The organism is Synechococcus sp. JA-2-3B'a(2-13), from assembly GCF_000013225.1.
GTDB lineage: Bacteria > Cyanobacteriota > Cyanobacteriia > Thermostichales > Thermostichaceae > Thermostichus.
Window position 1 is genome coordinate 970,772 of sequence record NC_007776.1, and the last position, 19,036, is coordinate 989,807.

Here is a 19,036-nt window from a genome sequence, read left to right on the forward strand (position 1 = left end):
CAACCGGGATCCCTAGGCCCGGATTCCGAATCAGCCGATCAGCGGAAAGGCGGCGCGTACTGGATCCCACCTTTGGTGTAGGGCTGGTTCAAGCCCCGCGGCACGCCCAAGGGGGTCAGGTGGCGGTTGAAGATCTCGCCGTAGTTGCCCACCGCCTTGATGACATTGACCACCCAATCCGGCTTCAGGCCCAGCAGCTCTCCCAGGTTGCCTTCCTGGCCCAAGAAGCGGCGAATGTCGGGATCCTCGGACTTGAGGAACTCGTCCACATTGGCGCTGGTGATCCCCTTTTCTTCTGCATAGAAGAGGGCGTAGACCGTCCAGTTCATAATGTCGGAGAAACTCTCATCTCCGTGGGGAACCAGCGGCCCCAAGGGCTCTTTGGAGATCACCTCCGGCAAGATCACGTGGTCGTCGGGAGAAGCCAAGCTGGCCCGGCGGGAGATGAGGGCGCTTTGGTCGCTGGTGATGGCATCGCAACGGCCCTCTTCGTAGGCGTTGAAAGAGGAATCATCGCCGTCGAAAGTTACTGGCGTAAAGGCAATGCCACGGGCGCGGAAGGTATCCGCCAAGTTCAGCTCGGTGGTGGTGCCGGCAATCACACAGATGGTGGCCCCGTTCAGGTCTTCCAGCTTTTCCACCCCCAGCGACTTCCGCACCATAAATCCTTGGCCGTCGTAGTAGGTGGTGGGGCCGAAGGTCACCGCCCACTCGCGATCCCGAGTGAGGGTCCAGGTGGTGTTGCGGCTAATCATATCGACCTCGCCCGACTGAATCGCAGACTGGCGATTGGCCGCCGTCAGGTAGACGTATCGAACCTTGTCCGGATCTCCAAAGAGAGCGGCAGCTACTGCCCGGCAGATGTCGATATCAAAACCCACATACTTGCCTTGGTCATCCAGGTTGCCGAATCCGGGCAGTTGGTTGTTTACCCCACAGATCAACTCGCCCCGAGCCTTGATGCGGTCGGTGAGCGGCCCCAGCTGCGCCCAAGCGGGAAGGGACTGCAGGCCCATAGACAACGCCAGTGCCCCGGCCAAGGGAGCCAATCCGTTCAAATGCTTTATCCAGTTCATAAAATTACCCCATGTCAGTCCTCAAGATCTTCGTCGTCAACAGTCGTTCATACACGGCACTTCAACCGAGATACCGTGCCATTGGGTTACACTCCTGCCACACCCCACACCCCATAGAATGGTTTGCCATAGGCGCCTACGATTTTCTCAAAGCCTTACATGTCAGGGCGTATGGAAATGTTGCAGAGGCTACGGTTGTGGCTCGGCCAGTTCTGCCATGGTACCCATGCCTGCTTTGGTGAAACTTAGGGAGTCACCCACCCATGCAAGGATCCCCGCACATAAGGTCTTCACTCTCTCCGCAAAGTGCAGCCAGCGCTGACATTATCCAATGCGAAGATGTTCACAAATGGTACGGCGATTTCCACGTCCTCAAGGGCATTACCACCCGCATCCGCCGCGGAGAGGTGGTGGTGGTCTGTGGGCCTTCAGGTTCGGGCAAGTCAACGTTTATTCGCACGTTGAACCGCTTAGAAGAACACCAGAGAGGGCGCATTGTGGTAGATGGCATTGAGCTAACCAGCGACCTGCGCAACATCGATGCCATTCGCCGCGAGGTGGGCATGGTTTTTCAACAGTTCAACCTGTTTCCCCATCTCACGGTTTTGCAAAATGTAACCCTTGGCCCAATCCACGTGAAAAAGATGAAAAAAAGTGAGGCGATAGAGCGGGCTATGGAACTGCTAAGCCGCGTGGGGATCGCCGAGCAAGCAGAAAAATACCCGGGGCAACTTTCGGGGGGGCAGCAGCAGCGGGTGGCGATTGCCCGCGCCTTGGCCATGAATCCGGCGGTGATGCTCTTCGATGAGCCCACCTCGGCCTTGGATCCAGAGATGATCAAGGAGGTGCTGGACGTGATGCGGGAGTTGGCCCGCTCGGGGATGACCATGGTGTGTGTAACCCACGAGATGGGCTTTGCCCGCGAGGTGGCGGATCGGATTATCTTCTTCGACCGCGGCAAGATCGTGGAGGAAAACACCCCCCAAGAGTTTTTCAGCAATCCGAAAGAAGAGCGCTCCCGCCTGTTTTTATCCCAGATCCTTTCCCACTAGCGAGTCCTTCAGAAGGGGGTGAGGCGTGCCAGAAAAGCCCCCTCCGGCTCTTGATAGACAATCTGCCCCTGCCAGCCGTTGGCGTGGGCACACTGCAGCAGGGTTTCCGGATCTACAAATAGCCAGGGAAAGGGATCCCCCCGCTGGCCGTTGTACTCGGCTACAAAGTTCACTACCTTGGCTTTTGCCTCGCTCCCTTCCTGCCAATCTTCTGAGCCACCTGCTTCGAGGTGGGCAGGAGCGGCCAGCTTGCCAGAGGGATCTTCCAAGTTTTCTAAACGCCCTCCCTCTTCTGCCGGCAGATTCCGCAGATCTGCGAGGTCGCTGGCATCGCTCAAATCGGTGGAATCCAGGAGCAACTGGCCAGTGGGCTGAACCCAGTGGCGAGCCAGGCGCAAAAAACGCTCCAAGCCCGACAGGGATCCCGCCAAGCCGACGCCGTTCATCAGCAGGAGTAGGGTATCGAAGGGCTCTCCTGGCCCCGCCCAGTGGAAAAGATCGGCGGCAATGCGGCAGCGCACCCCCCGCTCTGCCATGATCTGCAACGCCACCGGGGAGCGATCCAAGGCAGCCACGGCCAATCCTTCCTCCTGCAGCAGCAGGCTGTGGCGGCCCGTGCCGGCGCCGATGTCCAGCACCCGACCGCGGCATAGATCCAAAGCCATGGCCTCCACCTCCGGCAGCTCCTGGGTGAAGAACACCTCTGGGGAGACCACCTGGGGCTCTTCCGCCAACGGGATCCCCTCCAGGCCGTAGGCATGCAAGAGCAGGGATCCCTTGGCCTCTCCTCGGTGCCAGTCCCATAGGGCTTGCTCTAAGGGATCCTGAAGTGGGTAATTCTCGACAGCCTTTATCATGGAAGGGGAAAGCTAAACCATTGACCCGATGGCCATCGTGGCATTTCTTGACGCTGCCGCTATCGTCCTTTTGCTGATTGCAGCGGTGGTTTGGGCAACATCTCGGCAGTTCAACGCGGAGACCGAGACGCAGATCGGCACCTCGCCAGAAGAGCCCTCCGAGACCTCATCCGTTCCCATTTCCATTGTGGAGCAGCTAGAGCGCCAATACCGCAACAGCCCTTCCTACCGTCCCGATCCGTGACATACTCCCGCACTCATGCTGATGCATAGTCGGAGATCCTTAGAGATCCTTGGAAAGATGACTTTTGAGGATTCCTGAGGATACAAGCAGTGTCTTTGCTGGCCAAAAGCTAGCGTTTTCTCTCTCTATAGTGTGATATATGGTTGCCAAGTCTCCACCACCCATTGTCTACATTGCCTTGGGGCTATTGCTACTCTGGGGCGGTCATCGCGCTTGGCAGGCGGGCTATGTTCGCTGGCCGGAAAGCATTTCTCTACCGCCAGTATCGCTGCCAGGGTTGGGGGGTGGAGCACAAGATCTGCTCCTGACCAGCGCCGAGCGCACCTTGTTTGCCGATAGCAGTCCCGCTGCCGTTGCCGCTGCAGAGCTGTTGCGCCAAGGTAACCTCAGCGCAGCCATCCCGGTGTTGGAGATGGGGCTGCAAAGCAACCGCAACGACCCGGAAGCTCGCATTTTCTTGAACAATGCCCGTGCCCAGCAGCAGGGCAGTCCCTTGAGCCTGGCGGTGGTGGTGCCCATCTCCAGCAACCCCAACCGCGCCAAAGAGACCCTGCGCGGGGTGGCGCAAGCTCAGGAGGAGCTTTTCCAACAGGGGGGAATCGGAGGACGGCTGCTGCGGGTAGTGATTGCCGACGATGGCGACAACCCTGAGCGAGCAACGGCGGTGGCCAAGGCTCTGGTGAGCCAGCCCGAGATCTTGGGGGTGATTGGCCATAACACCAGCGACGCCACCCTGGCTGCAGCCGAGGTTTATCAGCCTGCCGGCTTGGCCATGATCTCCTCCACCTCCACCAGCACCCGCATCAGCATGCTGGGGGATGCCATTTTTCGCACCGTGCCCTCGGATCAAGTGGCCGGCACGCAACTGGCCCGTTATGCTCTCAGCACGTTGCGGCTGCAAAGGGTGGCCATCTTCTACAACCCCAACAGCGCTTACAGTACCAGCCTGCGGGACGCCTTTGCCTCCACCCTGACCAGCGAAGGGGGCATCGTGCTGGCGGAGTTCGACTTATCGGCGTCGGACTTCAACCCCCAGGCCAGCCTGCAAAGGGCCGTCGGCCAAGGAGCCCAGGTAGCTTTTTTAGCTCCCACGGCTTCCGTAGCCGAAAAAGCGCTGGCCGTAGCCCGCGAGAACGCTGTAGCTGGTAAGCCCCTTGCTCTTCTGGGCGGCGATGTGCTCTTCAGCCTCACCACATTGCAAGACGGGGGAGCAGCGGTAGAAGGCTTGGTGGTGGCGGTACCCTGGCATCCCCAGGTGCCGCGCAACCGCGAGTTTGCCCAGAAGGCAGCCCAGCTCTGGGGAGGGCAGGTGAGCTGGCGCACCGCTCTGGCTTATGATGCCACCCGGGTTTTCTTGCAAGCTTTCAGCCAAGGAGCCACCAGCCGCAACGCTGTGCTGGCCCGTTTGCAGGATCCCAACTTCCTCCTCCAGGACGGCGCTTCCGGAGAAGTGCGCTTCTTGCCCTCCGGCGACCGCAATGCTCCCCATGTGCTGGTGCGGGTTGAGCCCGGCAACCGCTCCGGTACCGGCTACGATTTTGTGCCTCTCCCCTAGGGATCCCGGCAGACGCTACAGTGGGGGATGCTCTCAATCTCCTCAGAATCGAATGGATCCCATGCCCAGCCGGATCACAGCCTGTTTCCAGGCGCTGCGCAGCCGCGGTGAAGCAGCCCTCATCCCCTACCTCACCGCCGGGGATCCCAACTTGGAAACCACCTTTGAGGCTTTGCAGGTTCTGGATCAGAGCGGCGCCGATCTTATCGAGCTGGGGGTACCCTACTCGGATCCCTTGGCCGATGGGCCGGTGATCCAAGCAGCAGCCACCCGCGCCCTCAGTCGGGGAGTCACTTTGGGCGCCATTCTACAAGGCTTGCGCTGTCTCTCGCTGCAGGCCCCCCTGATCCTGTTCACCTACTACAACCCCATCCACCAGCTCGGCATCCCCAACTTTCTGCATCAACTGCGGCAGGCCGGCTGTGCCGGCTTGGTCGTCCCCGATCTGCCTCTGGAAGAGGCGGGATCCCTGCGACAAGCAGCCCAGGCCGAAGAGATCGACCTCATCCTGCTGGTGGCCCCCACCAGCCCCCCGGAGCGCATGCGCCGCATTGCCCAGCAGTCCAGTGGCTTTGTCTACTTGGTCAGCACCACCGGCGTTACCGGCGAACGGGCCACCCTGGAAAAGCGGATCCCGGCTTTGCTGCAGCAACTGCGCCAACAAACCCCCCTGCCGATTGGGGTGGGCTTCGGCATCTCCACTCCCGACCAGGCCCGCCAGATCGCTCTCTGGGGAGCAGATGCAGCGATTGTGGGCAGCGCATTTGTGCAACGGCTGGCCAAAGCCCCCACGCCTGAAGAAGGACTGCAGCAAATAGCCCACTTTTGTCGAGCCCTCAAAGCGGCTCTGCAAGAGGTGACCACTCCAGAGCGCTGACCGAAGCGCGAGGAGCGTGGAGCGGCGGAAAAATCCCCCGGCTTTAGCCGTGGGGAGAACGTCAGTTCTGTTCAGGAGGGCGCCAACTCAGGTTGCTTCCATCTCAAAACAAATGTTTACATTCCGTAAGCCAGCCTGTAGACCCATTTCCCCCCTGCTGCGCCCCACAGTCCAGGGATCCCAGCCTAGGCAGACATTTTGGGGTTGGTAGGTTTGCAAATCTTCACAAAACACTCATCCATCCCGCGATATAAAATTAGGCTGGATGCTCGGCTGTCTGAAAGTCGCAGAGGTTCTTGACCTATCTAAAAATTTAGGGGTTCGGTGGGGGGTCTGCTGCCACGGAATCCTTGATTTTTGGGGGTCAAAGAGGATCCCGCAAAAAAGCTTGGGATTCGGCTTTTGGGAGGTTCAGCCAGTCGCTCACCACTTTTTGGAAAGACCAGAAGGAGATCCATCATGCAAGATGCTTTTACCCGGGTGATCGCTCAGGCAGATGCACGCGGTGCCTTTTTAAGTGACCAAGACTTTGACCGTTTGGCGGCTTTGGTGGCAGAGGGCAACAAGCGCCTAGATGCTGTCAACCGCATGACCAGCAATGCCGCCCAAATCGTAACCAATGCAGCTCGCTCTTTGTTTGCTCAAGAGCCAGATCTGATCGCTCCCGGCGGCAATGCCTACACCAACCGCCGCATGGCTGCCTGCCTACGGGACATGGAGATCATCCTGCGCTACATCACCTATGCCACCTTGGCCGGGGATAGCTCTGTGCTGGAAGATCGCTGCCTGAACGGCCTGCGGGAAACCTACATTGCTCTGGGGGTGCCCACCACTTCTGTGGCCAACGGCATTGCTGCCATGAAGAAAGAAGCCCTGGCCAAGATCATGGATCCGAAAGGCATCACCCCTGGGGACTGCTCTGCGCTGCAAAGCGAAGTGGCCAGCTACTTCGATAAGGCTGCTGCCGCCATCGTTTGAGCTTTGGGTCGAAGCCAGCTTGGTCGTTCCTTTCAGAATTGAGATCCGTTAGATCCCTCATTTCTGATAGGCAGGTGGAAATCCAGTCCGCCTTTCCTACAGAACGTCCATTAACAACACAATCGATGAATTTAGGAGTTGCAAGGTGAAAACTGTCATCACTGAAGCGATTGCTGCCGCTGACAATCAAGGGCGTTTTCTGAATGCCAGCGAACTGCAGGCCGTGAATGGTCGTTACCAGCGTGCTGCTGCTTCTCTGGAAGCGGCCCGTGTCCTAACCAACAACCAGCAAACTCTGGTGCGGGAAGCGGTGCAGGAAGTGTTCAAGAGGTTCCCTTACCTGACTCAGCCGGGTGAAATGGGCCACGGCGATGTGTTTCAGGCCAAGTGTGCCCGCGACATCGGCTACTACCTCCGCTTCATTACCTATTCTCTGGTTGCAGGTGGCACCGGCCCCCTCGATGAATACCTGGTGGCCGGACTGCGGGAAGTGAACCGCTCCTTTAACCTCTCTCCCAGCTGGTACATCGTGGCTCTGCAGTACATGAAGAGCCGCGCTCTGGGCATGCTGAGCGGTCAAGCGGCCAACGAAGCTGCCATCTACTTCGATTACGCCATCAACGCCCTCAGCTAGGGGATCCCAGGGCAGAGATCCCTGCTTGTTGGGAGTGGACGATCTCTTTCTTTGTCTTCCAATTGTGTGTCTCTCCAGAGCAGGCGACGGCTCCAAAGAGGTCTATTCCACCTGTTTCCAGGTTGGTTTGGCGCCTTGGCTTCTCTTAAGCCGGTTGGGTTGGTCGCCTGCTCTCCAGTCTGGGGTAGTTAGCCTTTGGATTGTAGGCATTGCCCAACGGCAGCGTGCTGGTTCGCGAGAATAGCCGGTACGGCTTGTTCGCTGGTCAGTTTGCCTGTCTTCCAAACGAAGTCTCATAGATACCTGGGGAAAGCGATGTTTGGTCAAAGCACCACCAGCCCTGAAGCCCTGACAGAAGCCGGCAGCCGGGTTTACCGAGTTGAGTACACCGGTCTGCTCAACCCGCCCGATGCTCTGGCCACCTCTGCCAAAGTTCGCCGCAGCACCCTGAGCACCACCGTTCCCTACAGTCGGTTGTCTGCCGAGATGCAGCGCATTCTGCGGATGGGTGGCAAAATCGTGCAGGTCACTGCCTTGTCGGGAGCCAATGCCTCTCCCGCTCAGGGCAACGGCGCTGCTGAGTGAGGGAGGCCCGACGGCCGACTGAAGTTACCGGCAAGGTTGCCCAGGTGTCATGAACAGCTCTGCAACGGTTCGTATGGCATCCAACACGGCGGTGCTGCCGCAGCAGCTCACTTGGGAGCAGGCGATAGCCCGGCTGCAGGGGGATGACTTGCAAGATCGGTACTATGCTGCCTGGTACCTGGGCACAGTTCGGGATCCAAGGGGGGTAGAGCCGCTGCTTTTGGCGTTGCAGGATGAGCGGGATCGCACTGCCTTGGGGGGCTATCCTCTGCGCCGCAATGCCGCTAAGGCCCTGGGGCAAATCGGGGATGCGCGGGCCGTGCCCGGTTTGATCGAGGCGCTCACTTGTACCGACTTTCATGTGCGGGAAGAGGCTGCCTATGCCTTGGCTCAATTGGGGGACAAGCGAGCGGTGGATCCCTTGCTGGCACTGTTGCAGTCCCGCGAGCAGGAGCAGCCCTGGGAAGCCCTTATCGAGGCCTTGGGTCAGCTTCAGGCCACCGAGGCTGAGGCAGCGATCCGGCCCTTTTTGAACCATCCCTCTGAGCGGGTGCGTTCGGCAGCGGCTTGGGTGCTCTATCGCTTTACGCAAGCCGAGGAGCTGACCCAAATCCTGGTGGCGCTACTGGCCCACTCCAACTCCAGCCTACGACAGGCCGCTTTGTTCGACCTGGCCGAATCGGGATGGGTAGCGGGGGCGCCGCTGCTGGCCACAGCCGACGTGGCTCTCAACCTGCGCATCAATGCTCTGAAGCGGCTGTTCGATGTGGCGCTTCAGTTGGGGTGGGTGCCGCTGGCTCAGGTGACGGCGGTGATCCTGCCGCAACTGGAGAAGCTCTTCTAGGATCCTGGGGCGCTCAGTGCCTTTGATCAGCGGTTTCAAGTGTACCTTTGACTATTCGTTGCCTATGTCCTCCGCCTCGGCTGCTCAAGCGTTTCCCATTGCTGTGGCTCAACTGGCAGCAGAATTGGAGCAGGCCACGTCGCCTGAGGAATTGTTGCGGGTGGTGAGGGCGCTGGGCGCTTTGGGCCAAGTGGAAGGGATCCCCATCTTAATTCGCGCCTTTGGGTTCAATCGCCCTGCAGTGGGGGAAGCCGCCCTGGAGGAAGTGCTGCGCTTTGGGGAAGCCGCGGTGCAGCCCTTGCTGAGCCATATTGACGGTTTCGATTACGGGGCGCGGGCCTATTCGGTGCGGGCTTTGGCTCGCATTGGCCATGGGGATGCCTACCCCTTTTTGGCAGAAGCCATTGTGGCGGACTTTGCCCCCAGTGTACGGCGGGCGGCGACCCGCGGGCTGGGACGGGTGGCGGCCAAGCGGCCCTTGCCCGATCAAGAGCGAGCCTTGCAACTGTTGCGGCAATGTCTTGCCGATGCCGATTGGGGAGTCCGCTACGCCGCCGTTGGATCCCTGACGGACTTGGCTCGCCAGGGTGAACAATCTCTGCGACCCTCAGTCGAGGCTGCGCTCCAGATGGCCTTGGAAGATGCGGATCCTCTGATCCCTCTCCGCGCCCAGATGAGCTGGCAGGAATTGGCTGCTGAGCCTTAGCTTCCCTGCCCCACTGTGTTTTTCTTAAGTTTTTCTCGTTTTTTTAGGAGCACCATCTATGTCCCTTCCGTTGCTTGCCGATCGCCCCACCACCCAAAATGAACGGGTGCCTCGCTACTTTGTGCCCAGCGACGAAACCCCGCCGGTCTACCGTCCTGACGACCCGACAGGAATTGACAACATCATTCGCGCCGCCTATCGCCAGATCTTCAGCGAGCATCTGATGCTGGAGAGTTATCGGCAAAAAGCTCTGGAGTCCCAATTGCGCAACGGGGCGATCTCGGTCAAAGAGTTTGTGCGCGGCCTGGGCAAGTCGGAGGTGTACCGGGATCTGGTCATGGTTCCCAACGACAACTACCGCTTCATCGAGGTCACCTTCCAGCGCTTTTTGGGTCGGCCCACCTACAGCCAACAGGAGCGCATCAAGTACTCCATCATCGTTGCCACCAAGGGGCTAGATGGCTTCATCGACGCTGTGGTGGATAGCGAAGAGTACAATGCCGCCTTTGGGGACGATGTGGTGCCTTACCAACGCCGTCGCCTGTCGGAAAAGCCCGCCAACCTGGTAACCCCCCGCTATGGAGCTCGTTGGCGCGATGTCTCCGGCGTGAAGCGCTCGACGCGGGAAGTGGTGCGCACCTATCGTCTCACCCGTCCTCCCAAACCCGGGGATCCAGAAAACTTCCTCAACATGGCCCGCATGCTCAATCCCAAGCCGGCTGCACGGCAAAACATCAGCGTCTTCGATCTGAAGATCCCGGACATGACCACCAGCCGCCGCTAGGACTGGGCAAGCTTCCGGGGACAACCCTTTGCGGGCTCTGCCGGGCCGATCGATCCGAGGCTGTTCGGGTGGGTCGGCTCGCCGCTGTGTTTGAGCAGGATTCGTTATAATCTGGGTGATGCTTCTTAACACTTGGGTCGCATGAAGAATCCGGTTGTGCAGGCTTTTTTTGTCGGCAAGGCTGTGGCAGACGTTCTGCGCGAGCGTTTGGAAAGCGCCCTCACCGATATTGCCGGGGAAGTGGGCAAGGTGTGGGCTGAGCTGCAGGAGGGCTGGCAAACCTTTGCCCAGGATGTCATGACCCGGGCTGAGGCAGAAGCATCCATGGCCGCCCAGGAAAGGGTGCCGCCTCCTTTCCAGACAGAAGATTTGCAGGCAACTCTGGACGACTTGCGGGCGGAAGTGGCGCAGCTGCGCTCCGAGTTGCAGAAGTACCGGAGTCGAAACGCTTGAACGCGAGCCTTTTGGGATCCCGGACTTCTTTGGGATCACAACCCGTCAAGCCCTATACCGCCTACCGCTGGGCCCGGGAGAACTATACTCGCCAGGGCCGCATGCTGGACATTTGGCGATTTGTGCTCACCTGGCTGTTTTACCTTTGGCTGGATCAGCAGGCTTGGAGCTATGGGGGACAACCCACGCCCGAGCGAAAGGCCCAGCGCCGCCGGGCCAGAGCCATTTGGATCCGCGAAACGCTGCTTAACTTAGGCCCTACTTTTATTAAAGTGGGGCAGTTTTTCTCCACCCGCGCCGATCTCTTCCCCTCGGAATATGTCGAGGAGCTCTCCAAGCTGCAGGATCGGGTGCCTGCTTTCAGCTACGAACAGGTGGCGGCAATTGTGCAGCAGGAGCTGGGCAGGCCGATAACCCAAATCTACAGCTACTTTGATCCCACCCCTTTGGCCGCTGCCAGCTTGGGGCAGGTGCATCGCGCCAAGCTGAAAACCGGGGAAGAGGTGGTGGTGAAGGTGCAGCGTCCGGGGCTGACCCGGCTGTTCACCATCGATTTGGAGATCTGCCGTGGGATTGCCGAGTTCTTTCAGTATCGCACCTCTTGGGGCGGGCCGGGCCGCGACTGGATCGGCATCTACGAAGAGTGTCGGCGCACCCTCTGGGAAGAGGTGGATTACCTCAATGAGGGCCGCAATGCCGATACCTTCCGTCGCAACTTTCGGGATATGCCGCAAATTGCTGTTCCCAAAGTGTATTGGCGTTACACCTCTCCTCGCCTGTTGACATTGGAATACCTGCCGGGGATCAAAATCAGCGATTACGAAGCCTTGAGTGCGGCAGGGTTGGATCGCAAGGTTTTGGCTCGTCTGGGGGCAGAGGCTTATCTGCGGCAACTGCTCAAGGATGGTTTTTTTCACGCCGATCCCCACCCCGGCAACATTGCCGTGAAGCCCGATGGCACGTTGATCTTCTACGACTTCGGCATGATGGGCCGCCTGCGCTCCGATGTGAAAGAAAAGCTGATGGGCACGCTGGCAGGTGTGGTCTCCAAAAATGCCGATCAGGTGGTGGCCTCGCTGGTGGAACTGGGGGTGCTGGTGCCCACCGCCGATCTGGCTCCGGTGCGCCGCTCGGTGCAGTACATGCTGGATCACTTTATGGACAAACCCTTTTCCAGCAACTCGGGAGAAATCTCGGTGGCGGCCATTAGCGAAGACCTTTACGAGCTGGCCTACGATCAGCCGTTTCGTTTTCCGGCTACCTTTACTTTTGTGATGCGGGCCCTGACCACGCTGGAGGGGCTGGGGAAGGGGCTGGATCCGGAGTTCGACTTTATGGAGGTGGCCAAACCCTTTGCGGAAGAGCTGATGAGTTTAAACGGAAGCAAGACTGAGACCCTCTTGGCCCAGGTTGGCCGTCAAGCGGCTGAGTTCACCAGCAGCAGCCTCAGCTTGCCGCGCCGGATCGAGTCGACCTTGAGCAAGATAGAACAAGGGGAGCTACGCCTGCGGGTGCGATCCAGCGAGACGGAGCGCTTGCTGCGCAAGCTGAACAACACCGGGCTGGGAGTTAGTTATGCAGTGTTGTTTGCGGCCTTTTTTTTGAGCGCAACTCAGCTCTTTTTGGCCGGACATGCTACCTTAACGGTTATCACTTTGGTTTTGGCTGCCCTCGCTGCTCTTGCTTTAATCAGAGTACTCTTAAGGTTGAATCGGTCAGAGCGATTGATGTGATGCGACGATATGCCTGCGCTACGGATCCCGGCAAGATCCGCAGCAGCAATCAGGATGCCTACTACTGCGATCCAGAGGGGCGCTATTTTATTGTTGCCGATGGTATGGGAGGACATGCTGCCGGGGCTACAGCCAGCCTGTTGGCTGTCGAGACCATCCGAGAATATCTGGATCGAGGCTGGAAAAACGTGCCGGCACCCCGGTTGCTCAGCGAAGCCGTAGAAGCAGCCAACAGTGCCATCCTCAAGGATCAGCGGGAAAATCCAGAGCGGGCAGACATGGGCACTACGGTGGTGGTGGCCATGGTGGATCCCAAGGGCAACTGCTGGAGTGCTCACATTGGCGATTCTCGCCTCTATCGCCTACGGGGATCCGAAATGCAGCAAATGACCGAGGATCACACCTTAGTGGCTCGCTCCATTCGACTGGGGGAGCTGACCTATGAGCAGGCCCGGATTCACCCTTGGCGACATATTCTCGAGCGCTGCCTGGGCCGACCCGATGCGGGTCCACCTTCTGTGCAGCCGATTACAGTTTACCCAGGGGATCGCCTGTTGTTGTGTAGCGACGGCCTAACTGAGGAGCTGGACGACGAAGTGATCATCGAGTATTGCCTGCAGGTGGAAGATTTGGAGCAACTTCCCCTAAAGCTCATCGAGGCGGCCAAAGAGCGGGGCGGGCGAGACAACATCACAGTAGTGATTGCCGAATACGCCTAGTTTGCGCCCGGCTAAAGACGGTATTGGCGGTACACTTCGCTGGCCGCTCGGTGCAGCAGGGAGTGGCGATACACGAGGCGGTTGAGGTCTTTGCCGTAGCCGCCGCCGATGACGCAGGCGACAGGATAGCCCTGCTTTAGACAAGTGTTCAGCACCTGCATGTCTCGCCGAAACAGGCCCTGGTCGCTAAGGGCCAGCTTGCCCAGGAGATCTTCCTCGTGGGGATCCACACCGGCATCGTAGAGCACCAGGTCAGGGCGCACCTGAGCCAACAGATCGGGCAAGTGGTCGGCCAAAGTCTGGAGATAGGCTTCATCTTCCATGCCTACTGGCAGGGGCACGTCCAGGTCGCTCTGTTGTTTGGTGGCGGGGAAGTTGGCCTCGCAGTGCATGGAAAAGGTGAACACCCGCGGCTCGGAGCGAAAGATCCAAGCAGTGCCATCTCCTTGATGGACATCCAGATCCACGATCAAGAGCCTTTGCACCAGCCCTTGCTGCAGCAGGACTTGGGCGGCAATGGCCAGGTCGTTGAAGATACAAAAGCCGGAGCCGTAGGCGGGGAAGGCATGGTGGGTGCCGCCGGCGGTGTTGCAGGCCAGGCCGTGGCGCAGGGCCAATTGGGCGGTCAAGACGGTACCCCCCACCGCTCGACAGGTGCGCTGCACCAGCTCCGGGCTCCAGGGCAGGCCGATGCGCCGCTGCAGCTTGGCCTCCAGGGATCCCTCACAGTAGGCTCTGACGTACTCAGGGGTATGTACCGACTCAATCCAGGCGAGAGGGGGCAGCTCAGGGTGGTGCACTTGCTGGGGGCGGATCACCCCTTCCCGCAGCAGCAGCTCTTGCAAGAGGCGAAATTTCGGCATGGGAAAGCGATGGCCCGGCGGCAGGGGGGCACTGTAGTCGGGGTGGTAAACAATTGGCAAAGACATCAAGGGCAACTGGATTGACGGCGGCGAGCATGGCCTATGACGGCTCCAGTGCTTATGGTAGAGGTAGCCCGCTCCTGCCGGATCCCTTCGAGACTCTTGCAAACCTGTTCTCCGTACCGCCGCGATTCCCTATGTTTACTGCGTCGGATCCCTTTTTGGGTCGCCTCTTGGCTCAGCGTTATCGACTCGTACATCTGCTGGGACAGGGGGGCATGGGGCGAGTCTATTTGGCTCAAGATTTGCTCTTTGGTGGGGTGGAAGTGGCTGTCAAGCTGCTTTCCCAGCCGGCAATGGATCGGCGCACCCGCCTGCGCTTTGAACGGGAAGCGAAAGCCTGCGCGGCTTTGGGCCAAAAAAGCCTGCACATTGTCAAAGTCAATGACTATGGCCTTACCCCCGATGAGGTGCCTTTCTATGTGATGGAATACCTGAACGGCAAGACCCTCAAGGATATTCTGGCCGCGGGGGCTTTGCCTTTGGAGCGCTTTTTCCGGCTGGCCCGCCAAATTGGCCTGGGGTTAAAGGCGGCCCACGAGGGGATCCTCATGGAAGGGCAAAGGGTACAGGTGATCCACCGCGATTTGAAGCCGGCCAATGTGATCGTGGTGGCCGATGACAGTTTTGGGGAACTGGCGAAGCTGGTGGATTTCGGCATTGCCAAGCTGCTCAACAGCCATGAATCTTTGAGCTTTACCCATGCCTACCTGGGAACGCTGGCCTATTCTTCCCCGGAACAGCTGGAAGGGTTGCCGCTGGACGTCCGTTCCGACATCTACAGCTTCGGGATCATGCTGTACCAGATGGTGTCTGGCCAGATGCCCCTCAAGCCCACCACCGAATCTTTCCCGGGCTGGTACCAGGCCCACCACAAGCACCGGCCCATCCCTCTAGAAGACTGGGGACTGAAGTTTCCGCTGCCCGCCGGTTTGTCTGACTTGATCCTCGGTTGCCTGGCCAAAGATCCTGCCGCCCGCCCGCAGTCGGTGGCCAATGTGTTGGCGGAGCTGGAGCACATTCAAGCCAGAGCACAGGGATCTATTGCCCCTCAGGTCCCAGTCGCCTCGTCGGAAGAGGCTGCCTCTGGCCCACTTTCTGGAGGTCTCCCTGCCGCTGCGCCGTCCTTGGTTACAGCCGGTACTCTGCGGCTCAGGCCCTTGACGGCGGCCACGGAGGTCGAGAACGGGGGATCCCTGCTTTGGGTGCGCCTGATTCCCTTTCTGATGGGCGGGCTGCTGGGCTGGGTTTTGGTGAGTTGGCAATGGGGACAGTTGCTGCAGCGCCCCTCGGCCCCCCGTGTTTCCGGGCCAGGATCTCGTCCGGCAGTGGAAGATCCCATTGCCCCAGAGAATGTCCATCCTATGCCTGGGGAGCTTGTCCCTGAGCCCCTTGTTTTGGCTTCAGAGCAGAACGGACGGCGGGATCCCGCGCCGGAGCTGGAACCCTACACCCGGAGCGGGCCGGTGTTTCGCGCCTTTCCCTTGGAGACTTCCCGCGAGACGGTACGAGCCAGCCTGGGATCCCCCAGCCAGCAGGGGCAGGGCGCTTGGCCCAATACCGTGTACGACCTGTACCGCTTTGGCGGGGTGGACTTGGGCCTCACCTACGACGAATCCAGCCTGGCCCTGCGGCAAACCGAAGCCACCGTCACCGATGGCGTACCCACCCCGCAAGTGGAAGGACTCTTGGAGGATATGCTGCAAGCCCCCTTGCCTGCTCAACTGCAGCGAGAACTGCAGGCTGTGCGCGAGGGACGTTCCGGGCGAGTGCAATTCCGCGTTGGCCCCTGGGCCGGCAGGATCGAACGCAACGCCCAAGGCCATCTTTACATGGCCCTCTGGGATCCCACGCTGCCCAGCGGTGCTCCACCCCCTTCTCCTGTCTCCCCTCCCACCCTGCCCCCGACTGCCCCTGTTGCCCAGCCTCGTAAAGCTCCTAACCCCCATTCGGCAGCGGGCGGCCCTCGGCCCGGCCAGACCATGCAGGAGCTGCTGCGCCGTGCGCGCGAATTGCGGGGGGACTGAGCCATGTCTGCTTCTGAAGACAAAAAGCCGCTGTTGAGCACCGTCGCTCGCCTCTTCAAAACTCTGGCGAGGCCTTTCCCTGTCGGGCCTACAGCTCTCCTCAAACCCCCCGAACCTCCTCCCCCCAAGCGCCCGGTGCGCCTGCGGATTACCTGCCCAGGAGAGCCCCCCCAGGTGGTTGCCCTGAAGGGATCCGACATTCTCGGTCGCAGCCAGACGGTGGCCACCATTCGCATCCCTGCCCCCGCGGTGAGCCATCTCCACGCCCACATCCGTCCCCGCCCGGATTGGCGCCTGCCCGGTCTGGGTTGGCGGATCCCGTTGCCCCCTATTCTCTACTGGCTGGGGTGGAATGCCGGTCGCTACCAGCTAGAAGATCAAGACTCGACCAACGGCGTTTTCCGCCTCAAACCCTTCGGTGGTGTCGAGCGGGTGCGCCGGGTGATCTTGCGGCATGGCCAGCAACTGAGCCTTGGCCCGCCTTGGGATCCGGAGAGCATCTGGATTCAAGTGCTGGATCCACCCCCACCACAGGTGTATGGGGTGCGCGGCTGCCTCATCCTGATAGTGGTCTTGGGGCTGGGGGCGAGGATTTGGATCGGCCATGAGTGGAGCAAGTTCTCAGTGGAGCCACCCCTCTCCGCGGATCGCAACCCCCTGATCGTCCTGGCCGGGGATCAGCAGACGGAGCTGCGCCGCCATCAGGGGGACACCTACCGGGAGCTGCCCAACCTAGAAGCTTTTGGGCCGATTTTGCCCAAGGTGGTGGTCGCCGCCGAAGATCACCGCTTTTACTCCCACTTTGGGGTGGATCTGCTGGGCATTGCCCGCGCCTTTTGGGTGAACCTGCGCTCGGGGGAAGTGCAGCAGGGGGGCAGCTCCATCAGCCAACAACTGGCCCGCACCGTGCTGCGGGACTACACCGGCTCCGGCAACACCTTCGGGCGCAAGCTGCGGGAGGCCGTCGCTGCCCTGAAGCTGGAACAGCGCTACAGCAAAGACGAAATCCTCGCTCTCTACCTCAACAATGTTTACCTGGGCAACGGCATCTACGGCTTTGAAACTGCTGCCCAGTTCTATTTCGGGATCCCAAGCCGCCAGCTCAGCCTTTCCGAAGCTGCGACCTTGGCGGCCATTTTGCCCGCGCCCAACGCCTTTAACCCCGTCGCCAACTATGATGCCGCCGTTCGAGGCCGGGATCGGGTGTTGGATCGCCTGAGCGAGCTGAAAGTCTTCCCCGAAGAGGAGATTCGGCGGGCCCGGCGCAGTCGCCTCACCCTCAACCCCAATTTGCGCTCCCAAACCATGACAGTTGCTCCCTACTTTTACAGCGCTGTCTTCCAGGAGCTGCGGCAGCTTTTGGGCCAAGACCTCTCGGCAGAGGGCAACTTCATCATCGAAACCACGGTGCATCTGCCCTACCAGCGTTTGGCAGAGCAAGTCCTGGCCCAAACGGTGCGCGAGTCGGGATCCCGCTTGGGCTTCAGCCAAGGCGCTTTGGTCAGTCTCGACAGCCGCAACGGCGAAGTGCTGGCTTTGGTGGGCGGGATCGACTACAACGCCAGCCCCTTCAACCGGGCTACCCAAGCTCAAAGGCAGCCGGGCTCCACCTTCAAAGTGTTCACCTATGCGGCTGCCCTCACCCAGGGGATCCCTCTCTCCCAAGTGTTGTCTTGCGAGCCCCTCACCTGGGGCAACCTCACCTTTCGGGGCTGTCGCTCGGGATCGGCCCCTATGGATTTGGCCCGCGGCCTGATCCTCTCCGAAAACGTGATTGCCCTGCGGTTGGCCCAACAAGTCGGTCTAGAGCAAGTGGTGGCGACGGCCCGGCAAATGGGCATCCAATCGCCGTTGCAACCCTATCCTTCTATGGTGATCGGCACCATGGAGGTGAACTTGCTGGAGTTGACAGCGGCCTTCACTCCTTTTGCCAATCGTGGCCTTTGGTCAAGGCCCCACACCATCCGCCGCATCTTGGATAGCAGCGATTGCGCCAACCCCAACGACTTTCGCACCTGCCGTGAGATTTACCCTGGTCGGGAGGATCCCCGCTCTCAGCGACTTGTCCTGCCAGAAACCGTCGCCCAACAGATGACAACCGTACTGCAAGGGGTGATCAGCTCCGGCACCGGCACTGCTGCCCGGCTCGGCATTGGAGAAGCCGGTAAAACCGGCACCACCACCGCCAACAAGGATCTGCTCTTTATCGGCTACACGCCCAACCCTCCCCTGGTGACCGGCATTTGGCTGGGCAATGATGACTCTAGCCCAACACGAGGAAGCAGCAGCATAGCTGCTCAAACTTGGGGAAATTACACGAGGCAAGTCATTACCAATAGTTTGACGATGGTTCAATAGAGCAACTCCGAGAGCAGCCTTGGCAATTGGCAACCCCAAATCCTGACAACCCGACAGAAAACTCTCCTGCATCCCAAGTGAGAAATGCCTAATAACCAGTTTGGCCGTACCCCTCAATAAACCCACAATCTAGGTTCACCCACTTTCTCAGCGCAGATCTCGGCCAAAGGGCAACAACGACAAAATAATTAACTTCATGTGTTGTTTGGCAAAGGGGATCCCAACAATGGTGATTGCCAGAATCACAGCCCAGAAGAGATGGTTAAGCACCAACGGCCAGCCAAACAGCAACAGCCAGATGACGTTAAAGATCAGCAGCAGCGGGCTGTTGGCATCGGGATACTCCACCACTTCCTTTCCGAAGGGGGCAAGCACTGCAAACCCCAGTTTGATGCTCTGCCAGCCAAAGGGAATGCCGATGATTGTCAGGCAAAGGCTCAGTCCTCTAAGATGTAGCCCAAACCTGTCAGCAAACCCCCGAAGATTAGCCAGATGATGTTGCCAATCAAGCTCATGATTCAGATCCTCCACCGTTGAGACCAAATTGCAGGGTACAAGAGCAGAACTAGCCTTCCTGTTCGACATCCATACTCTAACCAGCTGTTGGCCAAGACTGGGATCCCAAAATCTG

At 59.6% G+C, this 19,036-nt stretch carries 19 protein-coding genes and 1 pseudogene; 15 read left to right on the plus strand and 5 right to left on the minus strand.

Features of this window, described 5'->3' with window-relative positions; genetic code table 11:
• Positions 1-38: 38 nt before the first annotated feature.
• Positions 39-1,058, minus strand: coding sequence for an amino acid ABC transporter substrate-binding protein (locus tag CYB_RS04445; protein WP_228375475.1), 1,020 nt, complete (start codon positions 1,056-1,058; stop codon positions 39-41).
• A gap of 281 nt (positions 1,059-1,339) precedes the next feature.
• Here CYB_RS04445 and CYB_RS04450 point away from each other — a divergent pair, with 281 nt between their 5' ends.
• On the plus strand, positions 1,340-2,128 hold the full coding sequence (locus CYB_RS04450; protein WP_011432567.1) for an amino acid ABC transporter ATP-binding protein: 789 nt from the start codon (positions 1,340-1,342) through the stop codon (positions 2,126-2,128).
• 8 nt (positions 2,129-2,136) lie between these two features.
• Here the strand turns inward: CYB_RS04450 and CYB_RS04455 are convergent, their stop codons facing one another.
• Positions 2,137-2,985: a class I SAM-dependent methyltransferase gene (locus tag CYB_RS04455; RefSeq protein WP_011432568.1), complete on the minus strand. Its 849-nt coding sequence runs from the start codon at positions 2,983-2,985 to the stop codon at positions 2,137-2,139.
• 28 nt (positions 2,986-3,013) lie between these two features.
• Here CYB_RS04455 and CYB_RS04460 point away from each other — a divergent pair, with 28 nt between their 5' ends.
• From CYB_RS04460 to CYB_RS04515, 12 genes are all read left to right on the plus strand, one after another.
• Complete coding sequence (locus CYB_RS04460; RefSeq protein WP_011432569.1) at positions 3,014-3,229, plus strand: hypothetical protein; 216 nt, start codon at positions 3,014-3,016, stop codon at positions 3,227-3,229.
• 139 nt (positions 3,230-3,368) lie between these two features.
• Positions 3,369-4,784 carry an ABC transporter substrate-binding protein gene (locus CYB_RS04465; protein ID WP_011432570.1) on the plus strand — a complete coding sequence of 472 codons (1,416 nt, stop codon included), beginning with the start codon at positions 3,369-3,371 and terminating at the stop codon, positions 4,782-4,784.
• A 61-nt stretch (positions 4,785-4,845) separates the two neighbouring features.
• On the plus strand, positions 4,846-5,661 hold the full coding sequence (gene trpA, locus CYB_RS04470) for a tryptophan synthase subunit alpha (protein WP_011432571.1): 816 nt from the start codon (positions 4,846-4,848) through the stop codon (positions 5,659-5,661).
• Positions 5,662-6,117: 456 nt separating this feature from the next.
• Entirely contained in the window at positions 6,118-6,639 is a 522-nt protein-coding gene (locus CYB_RS04475) for a phycocyanin subunit beta (protein ID WP_304411987.1), read from the plus strand.
• 145 nt (positions 6,640-6,784) lie between these two features.
• Positions 6,785-7,273 carry a phycocyanin subunit alpha gene (locus CYB_RS04480; RefSeq protein ID WP_011432574.1) on the plus strand — a complete coding sequence of 163 codons (489 nt, stop codon included), beginning with the start codon at positions 6,785-6,787 and terminating at the stop codon, positions 7,271-7,273.
• A gap of 315 nt (positions 7,274-7,588) precedes the next feature.
• Positions 7,589-7,858, plus strand: a complete 270-nt coding sequence (locus CYB_RS04485) for a phycobilisome linker polypeptide (RefSeq protein ID WP_011432575.1) — start codon at positions 7,589-7,591, stop codon at positions 7,856-7,858.
• Between the two features lie 73 nt (positions 7,859-7,931).
• Positions 7,932-8,702: a HEAT repeat domain-containing protein gene (locus CYB_RS04490; protein WP_041436319.1), complete on the plus strand. Its 771-nt coding sequence runs from the start codon at positions 7,932-7,934 to the stop codon at positions 8,700-8,702.
• Between the two features lie 64 nt (positions 8,703-8,766).
• The gene (locus CYB_RS04495; protein ID WP_071818190.1) at positions 8,767-9,408 is read left to right on the plus strand and encodes a HEAT repeat domain-containing protein; all 642 of its coding nucleotides are present in this window, start codon (positions 8,767-8,769) and stop codon (positions 9,406-9,408) included.
• A gap of 58 nt (positions 9,409-9,466) precedes the next feature.
• Positions 9,467-10,192 carry a phycobilisome rod-core linker polypeptide gene (locus tag CYB_RS04500; protein WP_011432578.1) on the plus strand — a complete coding sequence of 242 codons (726 nt, stop codon included), beginning with the start codon at positions 9,467-9,469 and terminating at the stop codon, positions 10,190-10,192.
• A 141-nt stretch (positions 10,193-10,333) separates the two neighbouring features.
• Positions 10,334-10,645 carry a DUF6825 family protein gene (locus CYB_RS04505; protein WP_011432579.1) on the plus strand — a complete coding sequence of 104 codons (312 nt, stop codon included), beginning with the start codon at positions 10,334-10,336 and terminating at the stop codon, positions 10,643-10,645.
• A 29-nt stretch (positions 10,646-10,674) separates the two neighbouring features.
• On the plus strand, positions 10,675-12,378 hold the full coding sequence (locus CYB_RS04510; RefSeq protein ID WP_011432580.1) for an ABC1 kinase family protein: 1,704 nt from the start codon (positions 10,675-10,677) through the stop codon (positions 12,376-12,378).
• Positions 12,378-13,097, plus strand: a complete 720-nt coding sequence (locus CYB_RS04515; protein ID WP_011432581.1) for a PP2C family protein-serine/threonine phosphatase — start codon at positions 12,378-12,380, stop codon at positions 13,095-13,097. The genes CYB_RS04510 and CYB_RS04515 overlap by 1 nt, the downstream gene beginning before the upstream one ends.
• An 11-nt stretch (positions 13,098-13,108) precedes the next feature.
• Here the strand turns inward: CYB_RS04515 and CYB_RS04520 are convergent, their stop codons facing one another.
• On the minus strand, positions 13,109-14,026 hold the full coding sequence (locus tag CYB_RS04520; protein ID WP_011432582.1) for a histone deacetylase family protein: 918 nt from the start codon (positions 14,024-14,026) through the stop codon (positions 13,109-13,111).
• A 131-nt stretch (positions 14,027-14,157) separates the two neighbouring features.
• On the opposite strand from CYB_RS04520, the gene CYB_RS04525 reads away from it, so the two are divergent.
• Both CYB_RS04525 and CYB_RS04530 read left to right on the plus strand, forming a co-directional pair.
• Complete coding sequence (locus CYB_RS04525; RefSeq protein ID WP_011432583.1) at positions 14,158-16,047, plus strand: serine/threonine-protein kinase; 1,890 nt, start codon at positions 14,158-14,160, stop codon at positions 16,045-16,047.
• A gap of 3 nt (positions 16,048-16,050) precedes the next feature.
• Positions 16,051-18,405 carry a transglycosylase domain-containing protein gene (locus tag CYB_RS04530; protein ID WP_011432584.1) on the plus strand — a complete coding sequence of 785 codons (2,355 nt, stop codon included), beginning with the start codon at positions 16,051-16,053 and terminating at the stop codon, positions 18,403-18,405.
• 147 nt (positions 18,406-18,552) lie between these two features.
• Here CYB_RS04530 and CYB_RS15345 read toward each other — a convergent pair whose 3' ends face one another.
• Together CYB_RS15345 and CYB_RS15630 are read right to left on the minus strand one after the other, a co-directional pair.
• Positions 18,553-18,780, minus strand: a complete 228-nt coding sequence (locus tag CYB_RS15345) for a YccF domain-containing protein (protein ID WP_238376904.1) — start codon at positions 18,778-18,780, stop codon at positions 18,553-18,555.
• Between the two features lie 24 nt (positions 18,781-18,804).
• Positions 18,805-18,990, minus strand: a pseudogene (locus CYB_RS15630) (hypothetical protein); the annotation flags it as partial.
• Positions 18,991-19,036: the final 46 nt, after the last annotated feature.

Bases quoted from the DNA above. Each gene is read 5' to 3' on its own strand.
- CYB_RS04460 (WP_011432569.1), top strand. From the start codon at position 3,014: ATGGCCATCGTGGCATTTCTTGACGCTGCCGCTATCGTCCTTTTGCTG.
- CYB_RS04515 (WP_011432581.1), top strand. From the start codon at position 12,378: ATGCGACGATATGCCTGCGCTACGGATCCCGGCAAGATCCGCAGCAGC.
- CYB_RS04450 (WP_011432567.1), top strand. From the start codon at position 1,340: ATGCAAGGATCCCCGCACATAAGGTCTTCACTCTCTCCGCAAAGTGCA.
- CYB_RS04485 (WP_011432575.1), top strand. From the start codon at position 7,589: ATGTTTGGTCAAAGCACCACCAGCCCTGAAGCCCTGACAGAAGCCGGC.
- CYB_RS04530 (WP_011432584.1), top strand. From the start codon at position 16,051: ATGTCTGCTTCTGAAGACAAAAAGCCGCTGTTGAGCACCGTCGCTCGC.
- CYB_RS04525 (WP_011432583.1), top strand. From the start codon at position 14,158: ATGTTTACTGCGTCGGATCCCTTTTTGGGTCGCCTCTTGGCTCAGCGT.
- CYB_RS04465 (WP_011432570.1), top strand. From the start codon at position 3,369: ATGGTTGCCAAGTCTCCACCACCCATTGTCTACATTGCCTTGGGGCTA.
- CYB_RS04500 (WP_011432578.1), top strand. From the start codon at position 9,467: ATGTCCCTTCCGTTGCTTGCCGATCGCCCCACCACCCAAAATGAACGG.
- CYB_RS04495 (WP_071818190.1), top strand. From the start codon at position 8,767: ATGTCCTCCGCCTCGGCTGCTCAAGCGTTTCCCATTGCTGTGGCTCAA.
- CYB_RS04490 (WP_041436319.1), top strand. From the start codon at position 7,932: ATGGCATCCAACACGGCGGTGCTGCCGCAGCAGCTCACTTGGGAGCAG.
- trpA (WP_011432571.1), top strand. From the start codon at position 4,846: ATGCCCAGCCGGATCACAGCCTGTTTCCAGGCGCTGCGCAGCCGCGGT.
- CYB_RS04520 (WP_011432582.1), bottom strand. From the start codon at position 14,026: ATGTCTTTGCCAATTGTTTACCACCCCGACTACAGTGCCCCCCTGCCG.
- CYB_RS04505 (WP_011432579.1), top strand. From the start codon at position 10,334: ATGAAGAATCCGGTTGTGCAGGCTTTTTTTGTCGGCAAGGCTGTGGCA.
- CYB_RS04455 (WP_011432568.1), bottom strand. From the start codon at position 2,985: ATGATAAAGGCTGTCGAGAATTACCCACTTCAGGATCCCTTAGAGCAA.